Source organism: Streptomyces sp. NPDC087906, from assembly GCF_055584925.1.
Map to the genome: position 1 here is coordinate 67,064 of NZ_JBVJLC010000008.1, position 13,480 is coordinate 80,543.

The 13,480-nt window shown below is 70.8% G+C and carries 12 protein-coding genes and 2 tRNA genes; 9 read left to right on the forward strand and 5 right to left on the reverse strand.

Translation table 11 applies throughout. The annotated features are described in order from the left end of the window. Nucleotides 1–5: 5 nt before the first annotated feature. Complete coding sequence (locus ACZ63I_RS23415; protein ID WP_469340940.1) at nucleotides 6–566, reverse strand: PPA1309 family protein; 561 nt, start codon at nucleotides 564–566, stop codon at nucleotides 6–8. A gap of 162 nt (nucleotides 567–728) precedes the next feature. On the opposite strand from ACZ63I_RS23415, the gene ACZ63I_RS23420 reads away from it, so the two are divergent. From ACZ63I_RS23420 to ACZ63I_RS23455, 8 genes are all read left to right on the forward strand, one after another. Then, complete coding sequence (locus tag ACZ63I_RS23420; protein ID WP_469341121.1) at nucleotides 729–3,635, forward strand: UPF0182 family membrane protein; 2,907 nt, start codon at nucleotides 729–731, stop codon at nucleotides 3,633–3,635. A gap of 42 nt (nucleotides 3,636–3,677) precedes the next feature. Beyond that, nucleotides 3,678–3,751 (forward strand) — tRNA-Met (locus ACZ63I_RS23425). Between the two features lie 201 nt (nucleotides 3,752–3,952). Then, complete coding sequence (locus tag ACZ63I_RS23430) at nucleotides 3,953–5,797, forward strand: tetratricopeptide repeat protein (RefSeq protein ID WP_469340941.1); 1,845 nt, start codon at nucleotides 3,953–3,955, stop codon at nucleotides 5,795–5,797. Between the two features lie 108 nt (nucleotides 5,798–5,905). Then, nucleotides 5,906–6,661, forward strand: coding sequence for a FadR/GntR family transcriptional regulator (locus tag ACZ63I_RS23435; protein WP_469340942.1), 756 nt, complete (start codon nucleotides 5,906–5,908; stop codon nucleotides 6,659–6,661). Continuing rightward, nucleotides 6,658–7,431, forward strand: coding sequence for a creatininase family protein (locus ACZ63I_RS23440; protein WP_469340943.1), 774 nt, complete (start codon nucleotides 6,658–6,660; stop codon nucleotides 7,429–7,431). The genes ACZ63I_RS23435 and ACZ63I_RS23440 overlap by 4 nt, the downstream gene beginning before the upstream one ends. A 283-nt stretch (nucleotides 7,432–7,714) precedes the next feature. Next, complete coding sequence (locus ACZ63I_RS23445; protein ID WP_469340944.1) at nucleotides 7,715–8,743, forward strand: CE1 family esterase; 1,029 nt, start codon at nucleotides 7,715–7,717, stop codon at nucleotides 8,741–8,743. A gap of 30 nt (nucleotides 8,744–8,773) precedes the next feature. Next, nucleotides 8,774–10,348, forward strand: a complete 1,575-nt coding sequence (locus tag ACZ63I_RS23450; RefSeq protein WP_469340945.1) for an AbgT family transporter — start codon at nucleotides 8,774–8,776, stop codon at nucleotides 10,346–10,348. Nucleotides 10,349–10,398: 50 nt separating this feature from the next. Further along, nucleotides 10,399–10,472 (forward strand) — tRNA-Met (locus ACZ63I_RS23455). Between the two features lie 92 nt (nucleotides 10,473–10,564). Here ACZ63I_RS23455 and ACZ63I_RS23460 read toward each other — a convergent pair. The 3 genes from ACZ63I_RS23460 to hisN all read right to left on the reverse strand — a co-directional run bounded on the left by ACZ63I_RS23460 (nucleotide 10,565) and on the right by hisN (nucleotide 12,436). After that, a complete protein-coding gene (locus ACZ63I_RS23460) occupies nucleotides 10,565–10,981 on the reverse strand; it encodes a Fur family transcriptional regulator (RefSeq protein WP_063779614.1) in 417 nt (138 codons plus the stop codon). Nucleotides 10,982–11,090: 109 nt separating this feature from the next. Continuing rightward, the gene (locus ACZ63I_RS23465; RefSeq protein ID WP_469340946.1) at nucleotides 11,091–11,489 is read right to left on the reverse strand and encodes a CBS domain-containing protein; all 399 of its coding nucleotides are present in this window, start codon (nucleotides 11,487–11,489) and stop codon (nucleotides 11,091–11,093) included. A gap of 146 nt (nucleotides 11,490–11,635) precedes the next feature. Further along, the gene (gene hisN, locus ACZ63I_RS23470) at nucleotides 11,636–12,436 is read right to left on the reverse strand and encodes a histidinol-phosphatase (protein ID WP_469340947.1); all 801 of its coding nucleotides are present in this window, start codon (nucleotides 12,434–12,436) and stop codon (nucleotides 11,636–11,638) included. Between the two features lie 130 nt (nucleotides 12,437–12,566). Here hisN and ACZ63I_RS23475 point away from each other — a divergent pair, with 130 nt between their 5' ends. Continuing rightward, complete coding sequence (locus tag ACZ63I_RS23475) at nucleotides 12,567–13,130, forward strand: TetR/AcrR family transcriptional regulator (RefSeq protein WP_469340948.1); 564 nt, start codon at nucleotides 12,567–12,569, stop codon at nucleotides 13,128–13,130. On the opposite strand, the gene ACZ63I_RS23480 is transcribed toward ACZ63I_RS23475, so the two are convergent. Beyond that, nucleotides 13,096–13,419 (reverse strand): DMT family transporter, encoded by a 324-nt coding sequence (locus tag ACZ63I_RS23480; RefSeq protein ID WP_041984642.1) that lies wholly within the window; start codon nucleotides 13,417–13,419, stop codon nucleotides 13,096–13,098. The genes ACZ63I_RS23475 and ACZ63I_RS23480 overlap by 35 nt on opposite strands. Nucleotides 13,420–13,480 lie beyond the last annotated feature (61 nt).

Genomic DNA, 13,480 nt, shown 5'->3' on the forward strand with positions numbered 1-13,480 from the left:
GGGTGTTACGCCTCGAAGGTGGCGGAAAGCGCCTCGGCGAGCCCGGGGACGAGCCCTGACCCGGTGAGGACGTCGGTCGCCGAGTCTTTCTCCCGCAGCCGCAGCGCCGACTCCCGTGCGCCGTCGCGCAGTACGGCCACGGTCATCCGCACCTCCTGACGGTCCGGATGCGCGGCGACCCAGTCGACGAGTCCGGCCTCGTCGAGTCCTTCCGGTACGGACGCCTCGGCGGACGGCGGCAGCATCAGCCGCTCGACCGTGAGCGCGCAGCCGGCCACGGCCGCGGGCCAGGCGATGGTGGCGAGGAACTCGTCCAGCGGCGTGCCGGCCGGGATCTCGTCCTGTTCGATGGGGGTCAGCGGGGCGGTCGCCCCGCCGTCGTCGAGGCCCAGTTGGGCCGCGAGTTCGGGTTCGTCGGTGCGCAGCCGCGCGGTGTCTACGAGGGCGAAGAGCCGGGCCGGCTGGTCCCAGCCGAGACCCGACGCGTACTCGTCGATTTCGAGCACCGCGCGGGTGAGCGGGCTCGCGGCCATGGGCGTGCCTGAGGAGGGGGAAACGTTGGACATGGCCGATATCCTGCCTCCTTCGGACCCGGGGGCGGGAACTAGGTAAAGCCTCAGTAAGTTGCATGTGTGGGCTCTACGATCGCGGGGCCCGCTCCACACCTGCCAGAAACGATGCTGGCGGACACGACCGCGAACTTAGAGGTGCGCACGTTGGCTTTCCAGATGCCGGACCGCGGCGGAGGCCCGACCGGGCCACGGATCAGGGTGGGCCGGCCGTCGAGACGCGTCCGGACCCTGCTCATGACGTTGGGCGTCCTGGCCGTACTGGCCATGGCGTTCGTCATGTTCGCCGGGTTCTGGACCGACTGGCTCTGGTACCGCTCCGTCGATTACTCGTCGGTCTTCACCACCACGATCTGGACCAAGATCGGTCTGTTCGCGGTCTTCGGGCTGCTGATGGCGGCCGCCGTGGGCGTGAACATCTGGCTCGCGCACCGGCTCCGGCCGCCGCTGAGCGCGATGTCGATGGAGCAGCAGAACCTCGACCGGTACCGGATGAGCATCGCCCCGTACAAGAAGTGGGTGCTCCTCGCGATCACCGCCCTGGTCGGGCTGATCGCCGGGGCCTCCGCCTCCGGGCAGTGGCGCACGTGGCTGATGTGGGTCAACGGCGTCTCCTTCGGGCAGAAGGACCCGCAGTTCCATCTGGACGTGTCGTTCTACGCGTTCGACCTGCCCTGGTTCCGCTTCCTGCTCGGCTTCGGCTTCGCCGCCATCATCCTGAGCCTGGTCGCCGCCGCGCTGACGCACTACCTGTACGGCGGGCTGCGGGTCACCAGCCCCGGCGCGCGGGCGACGGCGGCGGCCACCGGCCATCTGTCGGTGCTGCTGGGCCTCTTCGTCTCGCTGAAGGCCGTGGCGTACTGGCTCGACCGGTACGGCCTCGCCGTGAAGTCCAGCGACTTCAAGGCGGCGGGCAACTGGACGGGCCTGCGGTACGTGGACGCGAACGCGTACCTGCCGGCGAAGACGATCCTGTTCTGCATCGCGGTCATCTGCGCCCTGCTGTTCTTCGCGACGCTCTGGCGCCGCACGTGGCAGCTTCCGGTCATCGGCTTCGGCCTGATGGTGCTCTCGGCGATCCTGATCGGCGGCCTCTACCCGGCGATCGTGCAGAAGTTCCAGGTCCAGCCCAACGAGCAGGCCAAGGAAGCGCCGTACATCCAGAAGAACATCGACGCCACCCGCACCGCGTACGGCATCGACGCCTCGGACGTGACGGACTACTCCGGCAAGGGCGACCCGGCGAAGAAGGCCGAGCAGCGCAAGGCGGCGGACTCGGCGGCCAGCTACCGGCTGGTCGACCCGAACGTGGTCTCGCCGGCCTTCCAGCAGCTCCAGCAGGAGCGTAAGTACTACCAGTTCCCCGCCACGCTGGACGTCGACCGGTACAAGAACCCGCAGGGCCAGCAGCAGGACACGGTGGTGGGTCTGCGCGAGCTGAACATCACGGGTATCCCGAAGCGGAACTGGATCAACGACCACTTCACGTACACCCACGGCTTCGGTGTGATCGCGGCCAAGGGCACGGGCACGGTCACGGACGAGAACCAAGGCACCGTCGGCGCCCCCGACTTCACCGAGTCGGGGCTGCCGACCACCGGCCAGCTCGGCACGTACCAGCAGCGGGTCTACTACGGCGAGAAGACCGAGCAGTACTCGATCGTCGGCGGACCGCAGAAGGAGCTGGACTACGAGAAGAACGGTGAGAAGACCACCAGTTACGCGGGCAAGAGCGGGGTCAACCTGTCCAACCCGCTGAACCGGGCTGCGTACGCCGTGGCCTTCAGCGAGCCGCAGATGCTGTACTCGGGCGCCATCGGCACGGGGTCGCGGATCCTGTACAACCGCACCCCCAAGGAGCGCGTCGAGGCGGTCGCGCCCTGGCTGACCATCGACGGGGACGCCTACCCCGCCGTGGTCGACGGCCGGATCCAGTGGATCGTCGACGCCTACACGACGACGAACGGCTATCCGTACGCGTCCCGTACGACGCTCGGCGACACCACGACCGACTCGCTCACCAACAACCAGCGCGCGGTCGTCGCCCAGCAGAACCAGGTCAACTACATCCGCAACTCGGTGAAGGCGACCGTCGACGCGTACGACGGCAAGGTCAAGCTGTACCAGTGGGACACCAAGGACCCGGTCCTCAAGACCTGGATGAAGGCGTTCCCCGGCACGGTCAAGCCGAAGTCCGACATCAAGCCGGACCTGCTGGCCCATCTCCGCTATCCGCAGGACATGTTCAAGGTGCAGCGCGAGCTGCTCACCCGCTACCACGTGACCGACTCGGCGCAGTTCTACAGCGGCAGTGACGCCTGGCAGGTGCCGGACGACCCGACGAACAACAACAGGAACGCGGTCCCGCCGTACTACCTGAGTCTGAAGATGCCGGGCCAGACGGACCAGCGGTTCTCGCTGACGACGACCTTCACGCCCAACGGGCGCCCGAACCTGGGGGCGTTCATGGCGGTGGACGCGGACGCGACCAGTCCGGACTACGGCAAGATCAGAGTGCTCAGAGTGACCTCGACCGTCCAAGGGCCGCAGCAGGTGCAGAGCGAGCTGAACGGCGTCGACAAGGTCGCCGAGTTCGTCAGGAACCTGAGAGGCACCGACTCGGACATCGAGTACGGGAACCTGCTGACGATCCCGCTCGACAACGGCTTCCTGTACATCGAGCCGGTCTACGCACGCGGCGGCAGCGCCAACTACCCGCTGCTGAAGATGGTCGCGGCCTCGTACGGCGGCAAGCCGGTCTTCGAGACGAGCCTGACGGGCGCGCTCAACGCGGTGTTCGGTGCCGAGGGCACCGAGCCACCGACGACGACGCCACCACCGCCGGGCGACACCACGAAACCGCCGCCGGCCACCGGTGACAAGGAGCTGCAGAAGGCCATCACGGACGCCCAGAAGGCGTACGACGACGGTGAGGCGGCGCTGAAGAAGCAGGACTGGACGGCGTACGGCAAGGCCCAGCAGGAGCTGCAGGAGGCGCTGCAACGGGCGGCCGACGCGGGATCCACGGCCTCGGCCGGCGGTGGCGGGAGCACCAACAGCGGCTGAACAGGGCCCACTCCGCGCCGTGGTACGGTTGGGACACAACGGCGCGGGGTGGAGCAGCTCGGTAGCTCGCTGGGCTCATAACCCAGAGGTCGCAGGTTCAAATCCTGTCCCCGCTACTCATGGTCAAGGGCCCGGATCCTTCAGGATCCGGGCCCTTGGCGTACGTCTGTACGGATGTGTCCCAAGTGTGTTTCAGGTCGGTGGAGTTGGCCCCGACCGTGTTTGACTTGTCTCTCTGTGGGCATGTCGACAAAACGCTGAAGTGACCTTGTCGCACGCGATATACCAGGTGTGCGCGGGTAGCGGGTGGTGCGACGATGGATTTTATGGGGGATAGGACAACTCTGTTGGAGACAGGGCGGTTTGTGCAACGGCCCGAAACGGGAGGTTTCGGGGCCGACAGCGCTGCCGACAGTACGGCGTCCGCCGTGGAAACCGCCGACGCCGAGGCCGAGGCGCGCCATCGCGCCGCCGCCGACGCGGGCGACACGGCGGCGATGAGCACGCTCGGCGCCCTGCTGCTGCGCCGCGGCGACCTCGACGCGGCCGAGCCCTACCTCCGCGCCGCCACCTCCGACGGCGACCGCGCGGCGGCCAACAACCTGGGCGTCCTGCTCCAGCAGCGCGGCTACCCCGACGAGGCGGCCGGCTGGTGGCGGATCGCCGCCGTCGCCGGCTCCGCCGCCGCGGCGCACGCCCTCGGCCGGCACTACCGCGAGCGCGGCGACGAGCCCGCCGCCGAGTACTGGCTGCGCCAGTCCGCCGAACAGGGCCACGCGCTGGGCGCCTACGCGCTCGCCGACCTGCTGGAGCACCGCAGCGACGTCGGCGCCGAGCGCTGGCTGCGCGCCGCCGCCGAACAGGGCCACCGCGAGGCCGCTTACCGGCTCGCCATGGCCCTGGAGCGGCGTGCCCGCGAGGCCGTGCGCTCCACCGAGGACGCGGCGCCCGCGCTGCTCGCCGAGGCCGCGCAGTGGTACCGGCAGGCAGCCGCGCGCGGCCACCGCAGGGCCGCCCTGCACCTGGGCTCGATCCTGGAGCGGCGCGGCGAGCTGAAGGAAGCCGGCCGCTGGTATCTGAACTCCGCCAAGGACGGCGAGGCGCGGGCCGCCTGCGCGCTGGGCTTCCTGCTCCGCGACGCGGGCGACGAGGAGAGCGCCGCCATCTGGTGGCTGCGCGCCGCCCAGGACGGCGACGGGAACGCGGCCAACGCGCTCGGCGCGCTGCACGCGGCCCGCGGCGAGCAGCAGAGCGCCGAGCGCTGGTACCGCGCGGCGATGGACGCGGGCGATGTCAACGGCGCGTACAACCTCGGGCTGCTCTGCGCCGCCCAGGAGCGTACGGGCCAGGCCGAGCAGTGGTACCGCCGCGCCGCCTACGCGGGCCACCGCGAAGCCGCCAACGCGCTCGCCGTCCTGCTGCTCCAGGCCGACGACCCGACCGGGGCCGAGCCGTGGTTCTCCAAGGCGGCCGAAGCGGGCAGCGTGGACGCCGCGTTCAACCTCGGCATCCTCTACGCGGGCCGCGGCGACGACCGTTCGGCGCTGCGCTGGTACGAGCGCGCGGCTGCGGCCGGGCACACGGAAGCCGCCCTCCAGGTGGGCATCGCCTGCCTGCGGGACGGCGACGAGCAGTCGGCGGAGCGGCATCTGCGCTGCGCCGCGGGCGGCGGCAGCGCCGAGGCGGCGTTCCGGCTCGCAGCCCTGCTCGACTCGCGGCTGCCCCCGCCGGGCCCCCCGGCGCTCGGCGAGACGCACACCGAGAAGACCGAGTGCGAGCAGTGGTACGAGCGCGCTGCCGAGCAGGGGCACCGCCGCGCCCAGGTGCGGGTCGGCATGCTCGCCGCCGGGCGCGGTGACATCGCGGAGGCCGCCCGCTGGTACCGCGAGGCGGCCGAGGCGGGCAGCCGCAACGGCGCCTTCAACCTCGGGCTGCTGCTCGTACGCGAGGGCGGTGAGCGCGAGGCCGCCCTGTGGTGGACCCGCGCCGCCCAGGCCGGGCACGGCCGCGCCGCGCTGCGCCTTGCCCTGCTGGCCGCCCGCAGGGGCGAGTTGACCGAGGGGCAGCGCTGGTGCGCCCGCGCCATGGACCTCGGCCCCGCCGAGGTGTCCGAGCGCGCCGCCCGGCTGCGCGAGGCGCTGCACCAGGAACTGACCGCCTGACCGCCTGACGGTCCGACCGCCCGGCGGTCGGACCGGCGGGGCGGCGGGGCGGAACCGATCCTGTCAGGAGCATTGACACCCCGAGAGATCAAGTGATCTATTCACTTTATGAGTCGCAGTGAAGGGTCACTGTCCGAGCATCTGGCGGACAGCATCGTCGAGATCATCCGGACCGAACGGCTGGTTCCCGGGGACGCGTTGGCGTCCTCCCGTGACCTGGCCCGCCGGTTCGACGTCACCACGCCCACGGTCCGCGAGGCCCTGCGCAGGCTTGAGGCCACGGGCGTGGTGGAGTTCCGGCACGGTTCGGGGACGTATGTGGGGCCCGGCAGTGAGCGGCGGCTGCTCGCCAACCCCCATCTGCCCCGGGCCAGTCGGCGCTCGGTGCTGGAACTCGTCGAGGCACGGCTGGTCCTGGAGCCCGCCGTGGCGGCAGCCGCGGCGCGGGTCCGGGAGTCCGCTGCGGTACGGCAGTTGGAGGCGGCGGCCGTCAACGCGCTGCACCCACCGCGGAGTCCTGAGCTGCGGGCGGTGCACTTCCATGTGGAGCTGGCCGCCGCCAGCGGCAACGCGCTGCTGCGCGAGGCCGTCGAGGCACTGCTCCAGGTACGCGCACGTGAGCAGGTCGAGATCCGGCACCGCTACAACGACCGTGCGCGGGACCACGCCGAGCATGTGGAGATCTTCGAGGCGGTACGGGACGGCGACGCGGACGCGGCCGAACGGCTGACGCGTACCCACCTCGCGGCCATCCGCACGGCGGTCATCGCCGCCGACTTCCCTGATCCCGACTCTCCCGGCCCCGGCCTGCCAGGTCCGCGGTCCTCGGGTGCGTCGTCCGCCACCGAGGAGGCGGGCCGATGAGCGGCGGACGGCCGGCCCGGCTGGCGGAGATGACCACGGTCGAGGCGGCCGACGCCGTCACGGCGAGCCCGGTGGTGATCATCCCGGCCGGTGCGTGCGAACAGCACGGTCCCGGCATGCCGTTGGCCACGGACACGATCCGGGCCGAAGGCGTGGCCGACGCCGTGGCCGCCCGGCTCCCCGGGCGGGTGGTGATCGGCCCGCCGCTGCCGATCGGCGTCTCCCCGCACCATCTGGCCTTCGCCGGCACGGTCACCCTGACCACGACCACCCTGGCCGCCGTGGTGCGGGAGTACGTGGCCAGCCTCTACCGGCACGGCTGGCGGAAGATCCTCGTGGTGACAGGTCACGGCGGCAACAACGCCACCCTGACCACGGTGGCGCAGGACCTGCTCACCACCCACCCCGACCTCCAGTTCGCCTGGACCCCCGTCACCGTGCTGGCCAACGACGTCATCGCGGAGCTGGGTGTCAGCGAGGTGCACGGGCACAGCGGAGAGGCCGAGACCGCCCAGATGCTGTACCTCGCACCGCAGTTGGTGCACTCCGACCGGCTGGCCGCCGGGACGACGTCCACCGGGCAGCTCGATCCGCTCTCCCGGCTCGCCCGCCGCACGAACCACCCCGCGCTCGCCGTGCGCTACGACCGGCTCAGCGAGAACGGCGTGCTCGGCGACCCGCGCCGGGTGAGCGCCGAGGACGGGAAGGCGATCCTGGAGGCGGTGGCAGGCCGGGTGACCGCCTTCGTCGAGGAGTGGCTGACCATTTGACCCGTATCCGCGCATGATCCGTATCCGCACACCGCACCCCACCCACCGCACAGCGCCCGCCGCACCCACCGGGCTCCGCTGACCGACCGGCGCCGCGCCGCCCTCACTTCACGGCGCGCGCGGTGCCGCAGCACCAACGGCTCGACGGCTCGTACCGCCGGGCCCGTGCGCCACCCGTCACAGTCACGCGCCGCGCGCGTCCCCGCCCCCGCACGCCCGGGGCACCCCCGTCCCAGAACCGTCCAGCCGTCCGCCCCCCGGCGTCCGGCAGAAGGAGCCTGCCATGAACCGCACCACCGGAAGCGACAGCAGGAGCAGCGGCCCCCTCCGGCGGCTGGCGAGCGCCGTCATCGGCCTGGCGCTGGTCGCCGGAGCGGTCGCCGCCGCCGGACCCGCCGCCGCGGCCACCACCGCCCGGCCCGCGGCGAAGTCCGCGTGCAAGCTGCCCCCGCCCCAGCCGGCCGGCACCAGCGCCGCGCACACGATCAGCAGCGGCGGCCGGGACCGCGCGTACCGCCTCCACCTCCCCGCCGGGTACGGGACGAAGCGGGACTGGCCGGTGGTGCTCGCCTTCCACGGGCGCGGCAACACCGGGGCCGGCACCGAGGAGTTCTCCAAGCTGTCGACGCTGCCTGCCGTGGTCGTCTATCCGGAGGGCGTGATCGGTACGGGCGACGGCGACCGGCAGGCCTGGCAGGGCGCGCCGTACGCGGCGGCCGGTGTCGACGACGTCGCCTTCACCGGTGATCTGCTCGACCGGCTCGAAGCCACCCTGTGCGTGGACGAGCGGCGGGTGTACGCCACCGGGAAGTCCAACGGGGCCGGGTTCGTGGCCACGTTGCTCGCCTGCCGGATGGCCGACCGGATCGCCGCGATCGCGCCGGTGGCGGCGGCCCTCTACCCGACAGGGGAGGAGTGCGGGCCCACCCGCCCGATGCCCATGATCGACTTCCATGGCACCGGTGACGTGACGATCCCGTACGCCGGGGACGCCGACCGGGGCCTGCCCGCGATCGACACATGGGTGGCGGGCAAGGCCGCGCTCAACGGCTGCCGGAGCCGCGCGAGCGTCCGGGTCGTCGAGCCCGACATCACCGTCTCCCGCTGGAGCGGCTGCGACCGGGGCGCCGAGGTGCGGCACGTGGCCGTCACGGACGGCGGACACACCTGGCCCGGGGCCGACAGCTACAGCGGCGGCGGATACACGACCCAGACCGTGGAGGCCGCCGATGTCCTGTGGGACTTCGTACGCGACTTCCGTACGCCGCAGCCCCGGCACCAGCACCAGCCCCGGCCGCACGGCCACCACTGATCCGCCGACCCGAGCAAGGAGCCGCTCCCCATGACCACGTCGACCGCACCACCGAACAGACCTGACGGGCCGCCGCCGCCCTCCGACGGGACCGAACTGCCGCGCCTCGTCCGCGCGATGGCCGTCATCGAACGCGCGGGCAACGCCCTGCCGCATCCGTTCTGGCTCTTCTGGATCCTCTCCGCGATTCTCGCCGTGGTGAGCGCCGTCCTGGCGGCGGCCGACGTCTCCGTCATCTCCCCGAGCGACCACAAGACCGTCGTCGTGCAGAACCTGCTCAGCGGTGACGGTCTCGCGATGGCCGTCTCCACCATGATCGAGAACTTCGCCACCTTCCCTCCCATGGCCACCATCGTCGTGGTGATCATGGGGGTCGCCGTGGCCGAACGCACCGGGTTCCTCGACGCGTTGATGCGGGTCAGCGTCTCGCGGGTGTCCGCGTCCTGGGTCGTGTTCGCCGTCGCCTTCGCCGGGACGGTGGCCCATGTCGCCTCGGCCGCCGCGTACATCATTCTCGTACCGCTGGGCGGTCTTGCCTTCCGGGCCGTCGGGCGCTCGCCGATCCTCGGCATCGTGGTGTCCTACACGGCCATCGCCTCCGGCTACGACGCGAGTCCGGTGCCGACCCCCAACGACGCGATATTCGCCGGCATCACCACAGCGGCGGCGAAGATCGTCGGCGGGGACGACGCCTATGTCTCACCGCTGAGCAACTGGTTCTTCAACATCGTCTCCTCGCTGCTGCTGGCCGCCGTCATCACGCTGGTGACGCGGTTCGTGCTGAGCCGCAGGCCGGACCTGGACGCCGATCCGGACGCCGACCTGGAGGACCTGGGCGCGCTCTCGCTCAGCACGAAGGAGCGCTCGGCGCTGCGGGCCGCCGTCATCACGCTGCTCGTGACGCTGGTGGTGCTCGTCGCCGCGATGGTGCCGGCCTCGTCGCCGCTGCGGGGCGAGGGCGGCAGCATCGTCGAATCGCCGTTCCTGGACGGCATCGCCGCGGTGGTGGCGTTCGTCTTCGGCCTGGTCGGCACCGTGTACGGGTACCGGTCGGGGTCGATCACCTCGGCGGCCGACGTACCGAAGCTGATGGCCCAGGGCATCAGGCAGATGGCTCCCGTGCTGGTGCTGTTCTTCGCGATCGCCCAGTTCCTGGCGTACTTCGACTGGACCCGGATCGGCGATGTGCTGGCGGTGCGGGCCGCGGAGGCGCTGGAGCGCAGCGGGATGCCGATCGTGCTGGTCTTCCTGCTGATCCTGCTCCTGCTGACGCTGGTCAACGTGATGGTGACGAGCGGTTCGGCGATGTGGGCGCTGGCGGCGCCCGTACTGGTGCCGATGCTGATGCTCGTGAGCGTCCCCGCCGAGACGACCCAGGCGCTGTTCCGGATCGCGGACTCGGGGTCGACGGCGATCACGCCGATGAGTCCGTACTTCCTGATGGCGCTGGGCTTCCTCCAGCGGTACCGCAAGAGCGCGGGGATCGGCACGCTCGCCTCGTACACGCTGCCGCTCGCGGTCGCGATGACGGTGGCGTGGACGGCGCTGTTCCTGGTCTGGTGGGCGGTCGGCATACCCCTGGGGCCGGGGGCGCCGGTGCGGTGAAACGGGGATTTGCTCTGGTCGGCGCCGTGACGTAACGTTCAGTTCAACGGCGCGGGGTGGAGCAGCTCGGTAGCTCGCTGGGCTCATAACCCAGAGGTCGCAGGTTCAAATCCTGTCCCCGCTACTGAAATCGAAGGCCCGGAACTCGAAAGAGTTCCGGGCCTTCGGTCATTGCCTTCGATCATGGATCAGGCAGAAGCGGTCAAGCGGAGACGATCACGCGGAAGCGCACTCCGGGCAGGTGCCCCGGTAGGTGACCTCGACGTCCGAGACCGTGAAGCCGAAGCGCTCGCCGCTCGGCAGCTCGGCCAGCGGATCGCCGGTCGGGTGCACGTCGCGGATCGTGCCGCAGGTCGAACACACCAAGTGGTGGTGCGGACGGTGCGCGTTCGGGTCGTACCGCTTGGCGCGGCGGTCCGTCGACACCTCTATGACCTCACCGAGGGTGACCATCTCGCCCAGGGTGTTGTAGACGGTCGCGCGGGAGATCTCCGGCAGCCTGGCCACGGCACGCGCGTGCACCTCGTCGGCCGTCAGATGCACATGGTCGCCGTCGAGGACCTCGGCCACCACGCGCCGCTGCGCCGTCATGCGCCAGCCGCGTCCGCGAAGTCGTTCCAACAGGTCACTCATAGGGGCAAGCCTAACAGGGAGGCACCTCAGGTCCCGATCGAGTACGGCTTTGGATGCCTGCTCGACTTGGACGAAGTCCAATACGGGATCGGCAGGACCGGCGGCCAGGTCAGCCCGCGAGCACCGGCTGCACGGCGGCCGGCGCCCAGCAGCGGATGATGTCGCGTACGGAGACGATGCCCACCGGCTCGCGCTCGTCGAGCACGATCAGATGGCGGAAGCCGCCGTTCGACATGGCCCCAGCCGCCTCCTGCAGCGTCCAGTCGGGGGAGGCGAAGACGACATCGGTCGTGGTGTGGGAGCACGCCGTCTCGGTGTCCGGGCTCTGGTCCTTGCCGATCGACACGAGAATGTCGCGCTCGGTGAGGATGCCGATCCCGCAGTCGTCCGTGTCCAGCACGACGGCCGCGCCGACGCGGCGCTCGGCCATCAGTCTGGCGGCCTGCCGGAGCGTATGGGTGGGCCCGATGGTCAGCACCACCGAGGTCATTGCGTCGCGTACCAGCATGGCCGCAGCCACCTCCTGGAGTGGACCGCCTCGTGAGAAAGAATTCACAAGTTCACAAGTGGGCGGACTCTTAGAGTGACACGCCTACGCGGAGTCAACAAGGGGGCGCACGGAGCAGGAGCGCACGCCCGGCGCCAGCGGCGCTGTCAGTAGCGCTGGTTGAGATATCCGAGCAATTCCTCGTGCAGCACACCGTTCGAAGCCGCCGCGTTGCCGCTGTGCGGACCCGGGCGCCCGTCGAGCCCCGTGAAGTCGCCGCCCGCCTCCTGCACGACGATCGCGGTGGCCGCCATGTCCCACAGGGACAACTCAGGCTCGGCGCACATGTCGACCGACCCCTCGGCGACCATCATGTACGGCCAGAAGTCACCGTAGCCCCGGGTGCGCCAGCAGGCCCTGGTCAGATCGAGGAAGCCGTCGAGCCGCCCCTGCTCCTCCCAGCCGCTGAGGGACGAGTACGCGAACGACGCGTCCTTGATCCGCGCGACCTTCGAGACATGCAGCCGGGTCGCCGACGACAGGCTGCGGCCCGTATAAGCGCCGCCGCCCTTCGCCGCCCACCAGCGGCGGCCGAGCGCGGGCGCCGACACCACGCCGACCACCGGCTCGAAGCCGCCCTCGCCTGCCACCATCAGCGAGATCAGCGTCGCCCAGACGGGCACACCGCGCACGTAGTTCTTCGTACCGTCGATCGGGTCGACCACCCAGCGGCGCGGTCCCGTGCCCTCGATGCCGAACTCCTCGCCGAGGATCGCGTCGCGCGGCCTGGCCCGCTGCAACTGGCCGCGGATCAGCTCCTCCGCCGACTTGTCGGCCTCACTCACCGGAGTCATGTCCGGTTTGGTCTCGACCTTCAGGTCCAGAGCCTTGAACCGGTCCATGGTCACCGCGTCCGCGGCGTCGGCGAGGACATGGGCAAGGCGCAGATCATCGTGGTAGTCGGGCATGGTCGTCACAGTATCGACCGGTCAGGACCCCGGGCCAGCGGGCCCGCCCGAGGGTGGCTGCCGCTGCTCTTGACAGTGAGCGACGGCGCGTCAACTCTGAGCGCAGAGCCGACAGGACCCGGAGGCGCTGATGCCTGCTGCGCGTGAAGCCCTGTTGAACGCCGCACTGTCGGCGATCGGCGACCTGCCCTGGACCGCCGTCAGGATGGTCGACGTCGCGTCGGCCGCCGGCGTCTCCCGGCAGACCCTCTACAACGAGTTCGGCGGCAAGGACGGGCTGGCCCGCGCGCTGGTGCGCCGCGAGACCGACCGCTATCTGCTCGGTGTGGAGCGGCTGTTGGCACAGCGCGGCGACGCGGGGGAGCGGCTCGTCTCCGTCGCCGAGTGGACCGTCGGCGAGGCGGCTGCCAGGCCCGTGCTGCGCGCGTTACTCACCGGCTGCTGGGGGGACCGGCTGCCGCCGCCCAGAGCGGCCCGTTCCGCGCCGGCCGATCTGGTGGCGCTGGTACGGGACAGATCGGCCGCCGCGCTGGACCCCGAGCCGCCCGACCACTGCGAGTTGGCGGTACGGCTCGCGCTCGCCCAGGTGGTCGCCCCGGCCGACGAGCCCGTCGGACGGCTCGTCAGATCGGTGGTGGCGGGACCGGGTGCGGCAGCCGTCAGTGCGCCGAGCCCGAGAGCTGCAGACCGATGACCCCGATGATCACGAACGAGATCGAGACCAGCTTGAGCACCGAGACGACGTCGTTGAGGAAGATCATTCCGTAGATCGCGGTGCCCGCGGCCCCGATACCGGTCCACACCGCGTACGCGGGACCGACGTCCAGCTTCTTCAGAGAGAGCGTCAGCAGCCCGAAACTGCCGAGGGCGAAGCTCGCGAAGGCGATCGTCGGCCACAACCGGGTGAAGCCGTGGGACAGTTTGAGACAGACGGCGAAGCCCGTCTCCAGGATTCCGGCGACCACAACCAGCAGCCACGCCATTGTTTCAGTGCCTCCCCGTCGGTGACTGCTTCGTATCGCTTGGGTGCGATTATGCACTTAC

What these genes read in the sequence shown, in the direction of transcription:
- ACZ63I_RS23415 (WP_469340940.1), bottom strand. Translation starts at nt 566, where the DNA reads ATGTCCAACGTTTCCCCCTCCTCAGGCACGCCCATGGCCGCGAGCCCG.
- ACZ63I_RS23420 (WP_469341121.1), top strand. Translation starts at nt 729, where the DNA reads ATGCCGGACCGCGGCGGAGGCCCGACCGGGCCACGGATCAGGGTGGGC.
- ACZ63I_RS23430 (WP_469340941.1), top strand. Translation starts at nt 3,953, where the DNA reads ATGGATTTTATGGGGGATAGGACAACTCTGTTGGAGACAGGGCGGTTT.
- ACZ63I_RS23435 (WP_469340942.1), top strand. Translation starts at nt 5,906, where the DNA reads ATGAGTCGCAGTGAAGGGTCACTGTCCGAGCATCTGGCGGACAGCATC.
- ACZ63I_RS23440 (WP_469340943.1), top strand. Translation starts at nt 6,658, where the DNA reads ATGAGCGGCGGACGGCCGGCCCGGCTGGCGGAGATGACCACGGTCGAG.
- ACZ63I_RS23445 (WP_469340944.1), top strand. Translation starts at nt 7,715, where the DNA reads ATGAACCGCACCACCGGAAGCGACAGCAGGAGCAGCGGCCCCCTCCGG.
- ACZ63I_RS23450 (WP_469340945.1), top strand. Translation starts at nt 8,774, where the DNA reads ATGACCACGTCGACCGCACCACCGAACAGACCTGACGGGCCGCCGCCG.
- ACZ63I_RS23460 (WP_063779614.1), bottom strand. Translation starts at nt 10,981, where the DNA reads ATGAGTGACCTGTTGGAACGACTTCGCGGACGCGGCTGGCGCATGACG.
- ACZ63I_RS23465 (WP_469340946.1), bottom strand. Translation starts at nt 11,489, where the DNA reads ATGCTGGTACGCGACGCAATGACCTCGGTGGTGCTGACCATCGGGCCC.
- hisN (WP_469340947.1), bottom strand. Translation starts at nt 12,436, where the DNA reads ATGCCCGACTACCACGATGATCTGCGCCTTGCCCATGTCCTCGCCGAC.
- ACZ63I_RS23475 (WP_469340948.1), top strand. Translation starts at nt 12,567, where the DNA reads ATGCCTGCTGCGCGTGAAGCCCTGTTGAACGCCGCACTGTCGGCGATC.
- ACZ63I_RS23480 (WP_041984642.1), bottom strand. Translation starts at nt 13,419, where the DNA reads ATGGCGTGGCTGCTGGTTGTGGTCGCCGGAATCCTGGAGACGGGCTTC.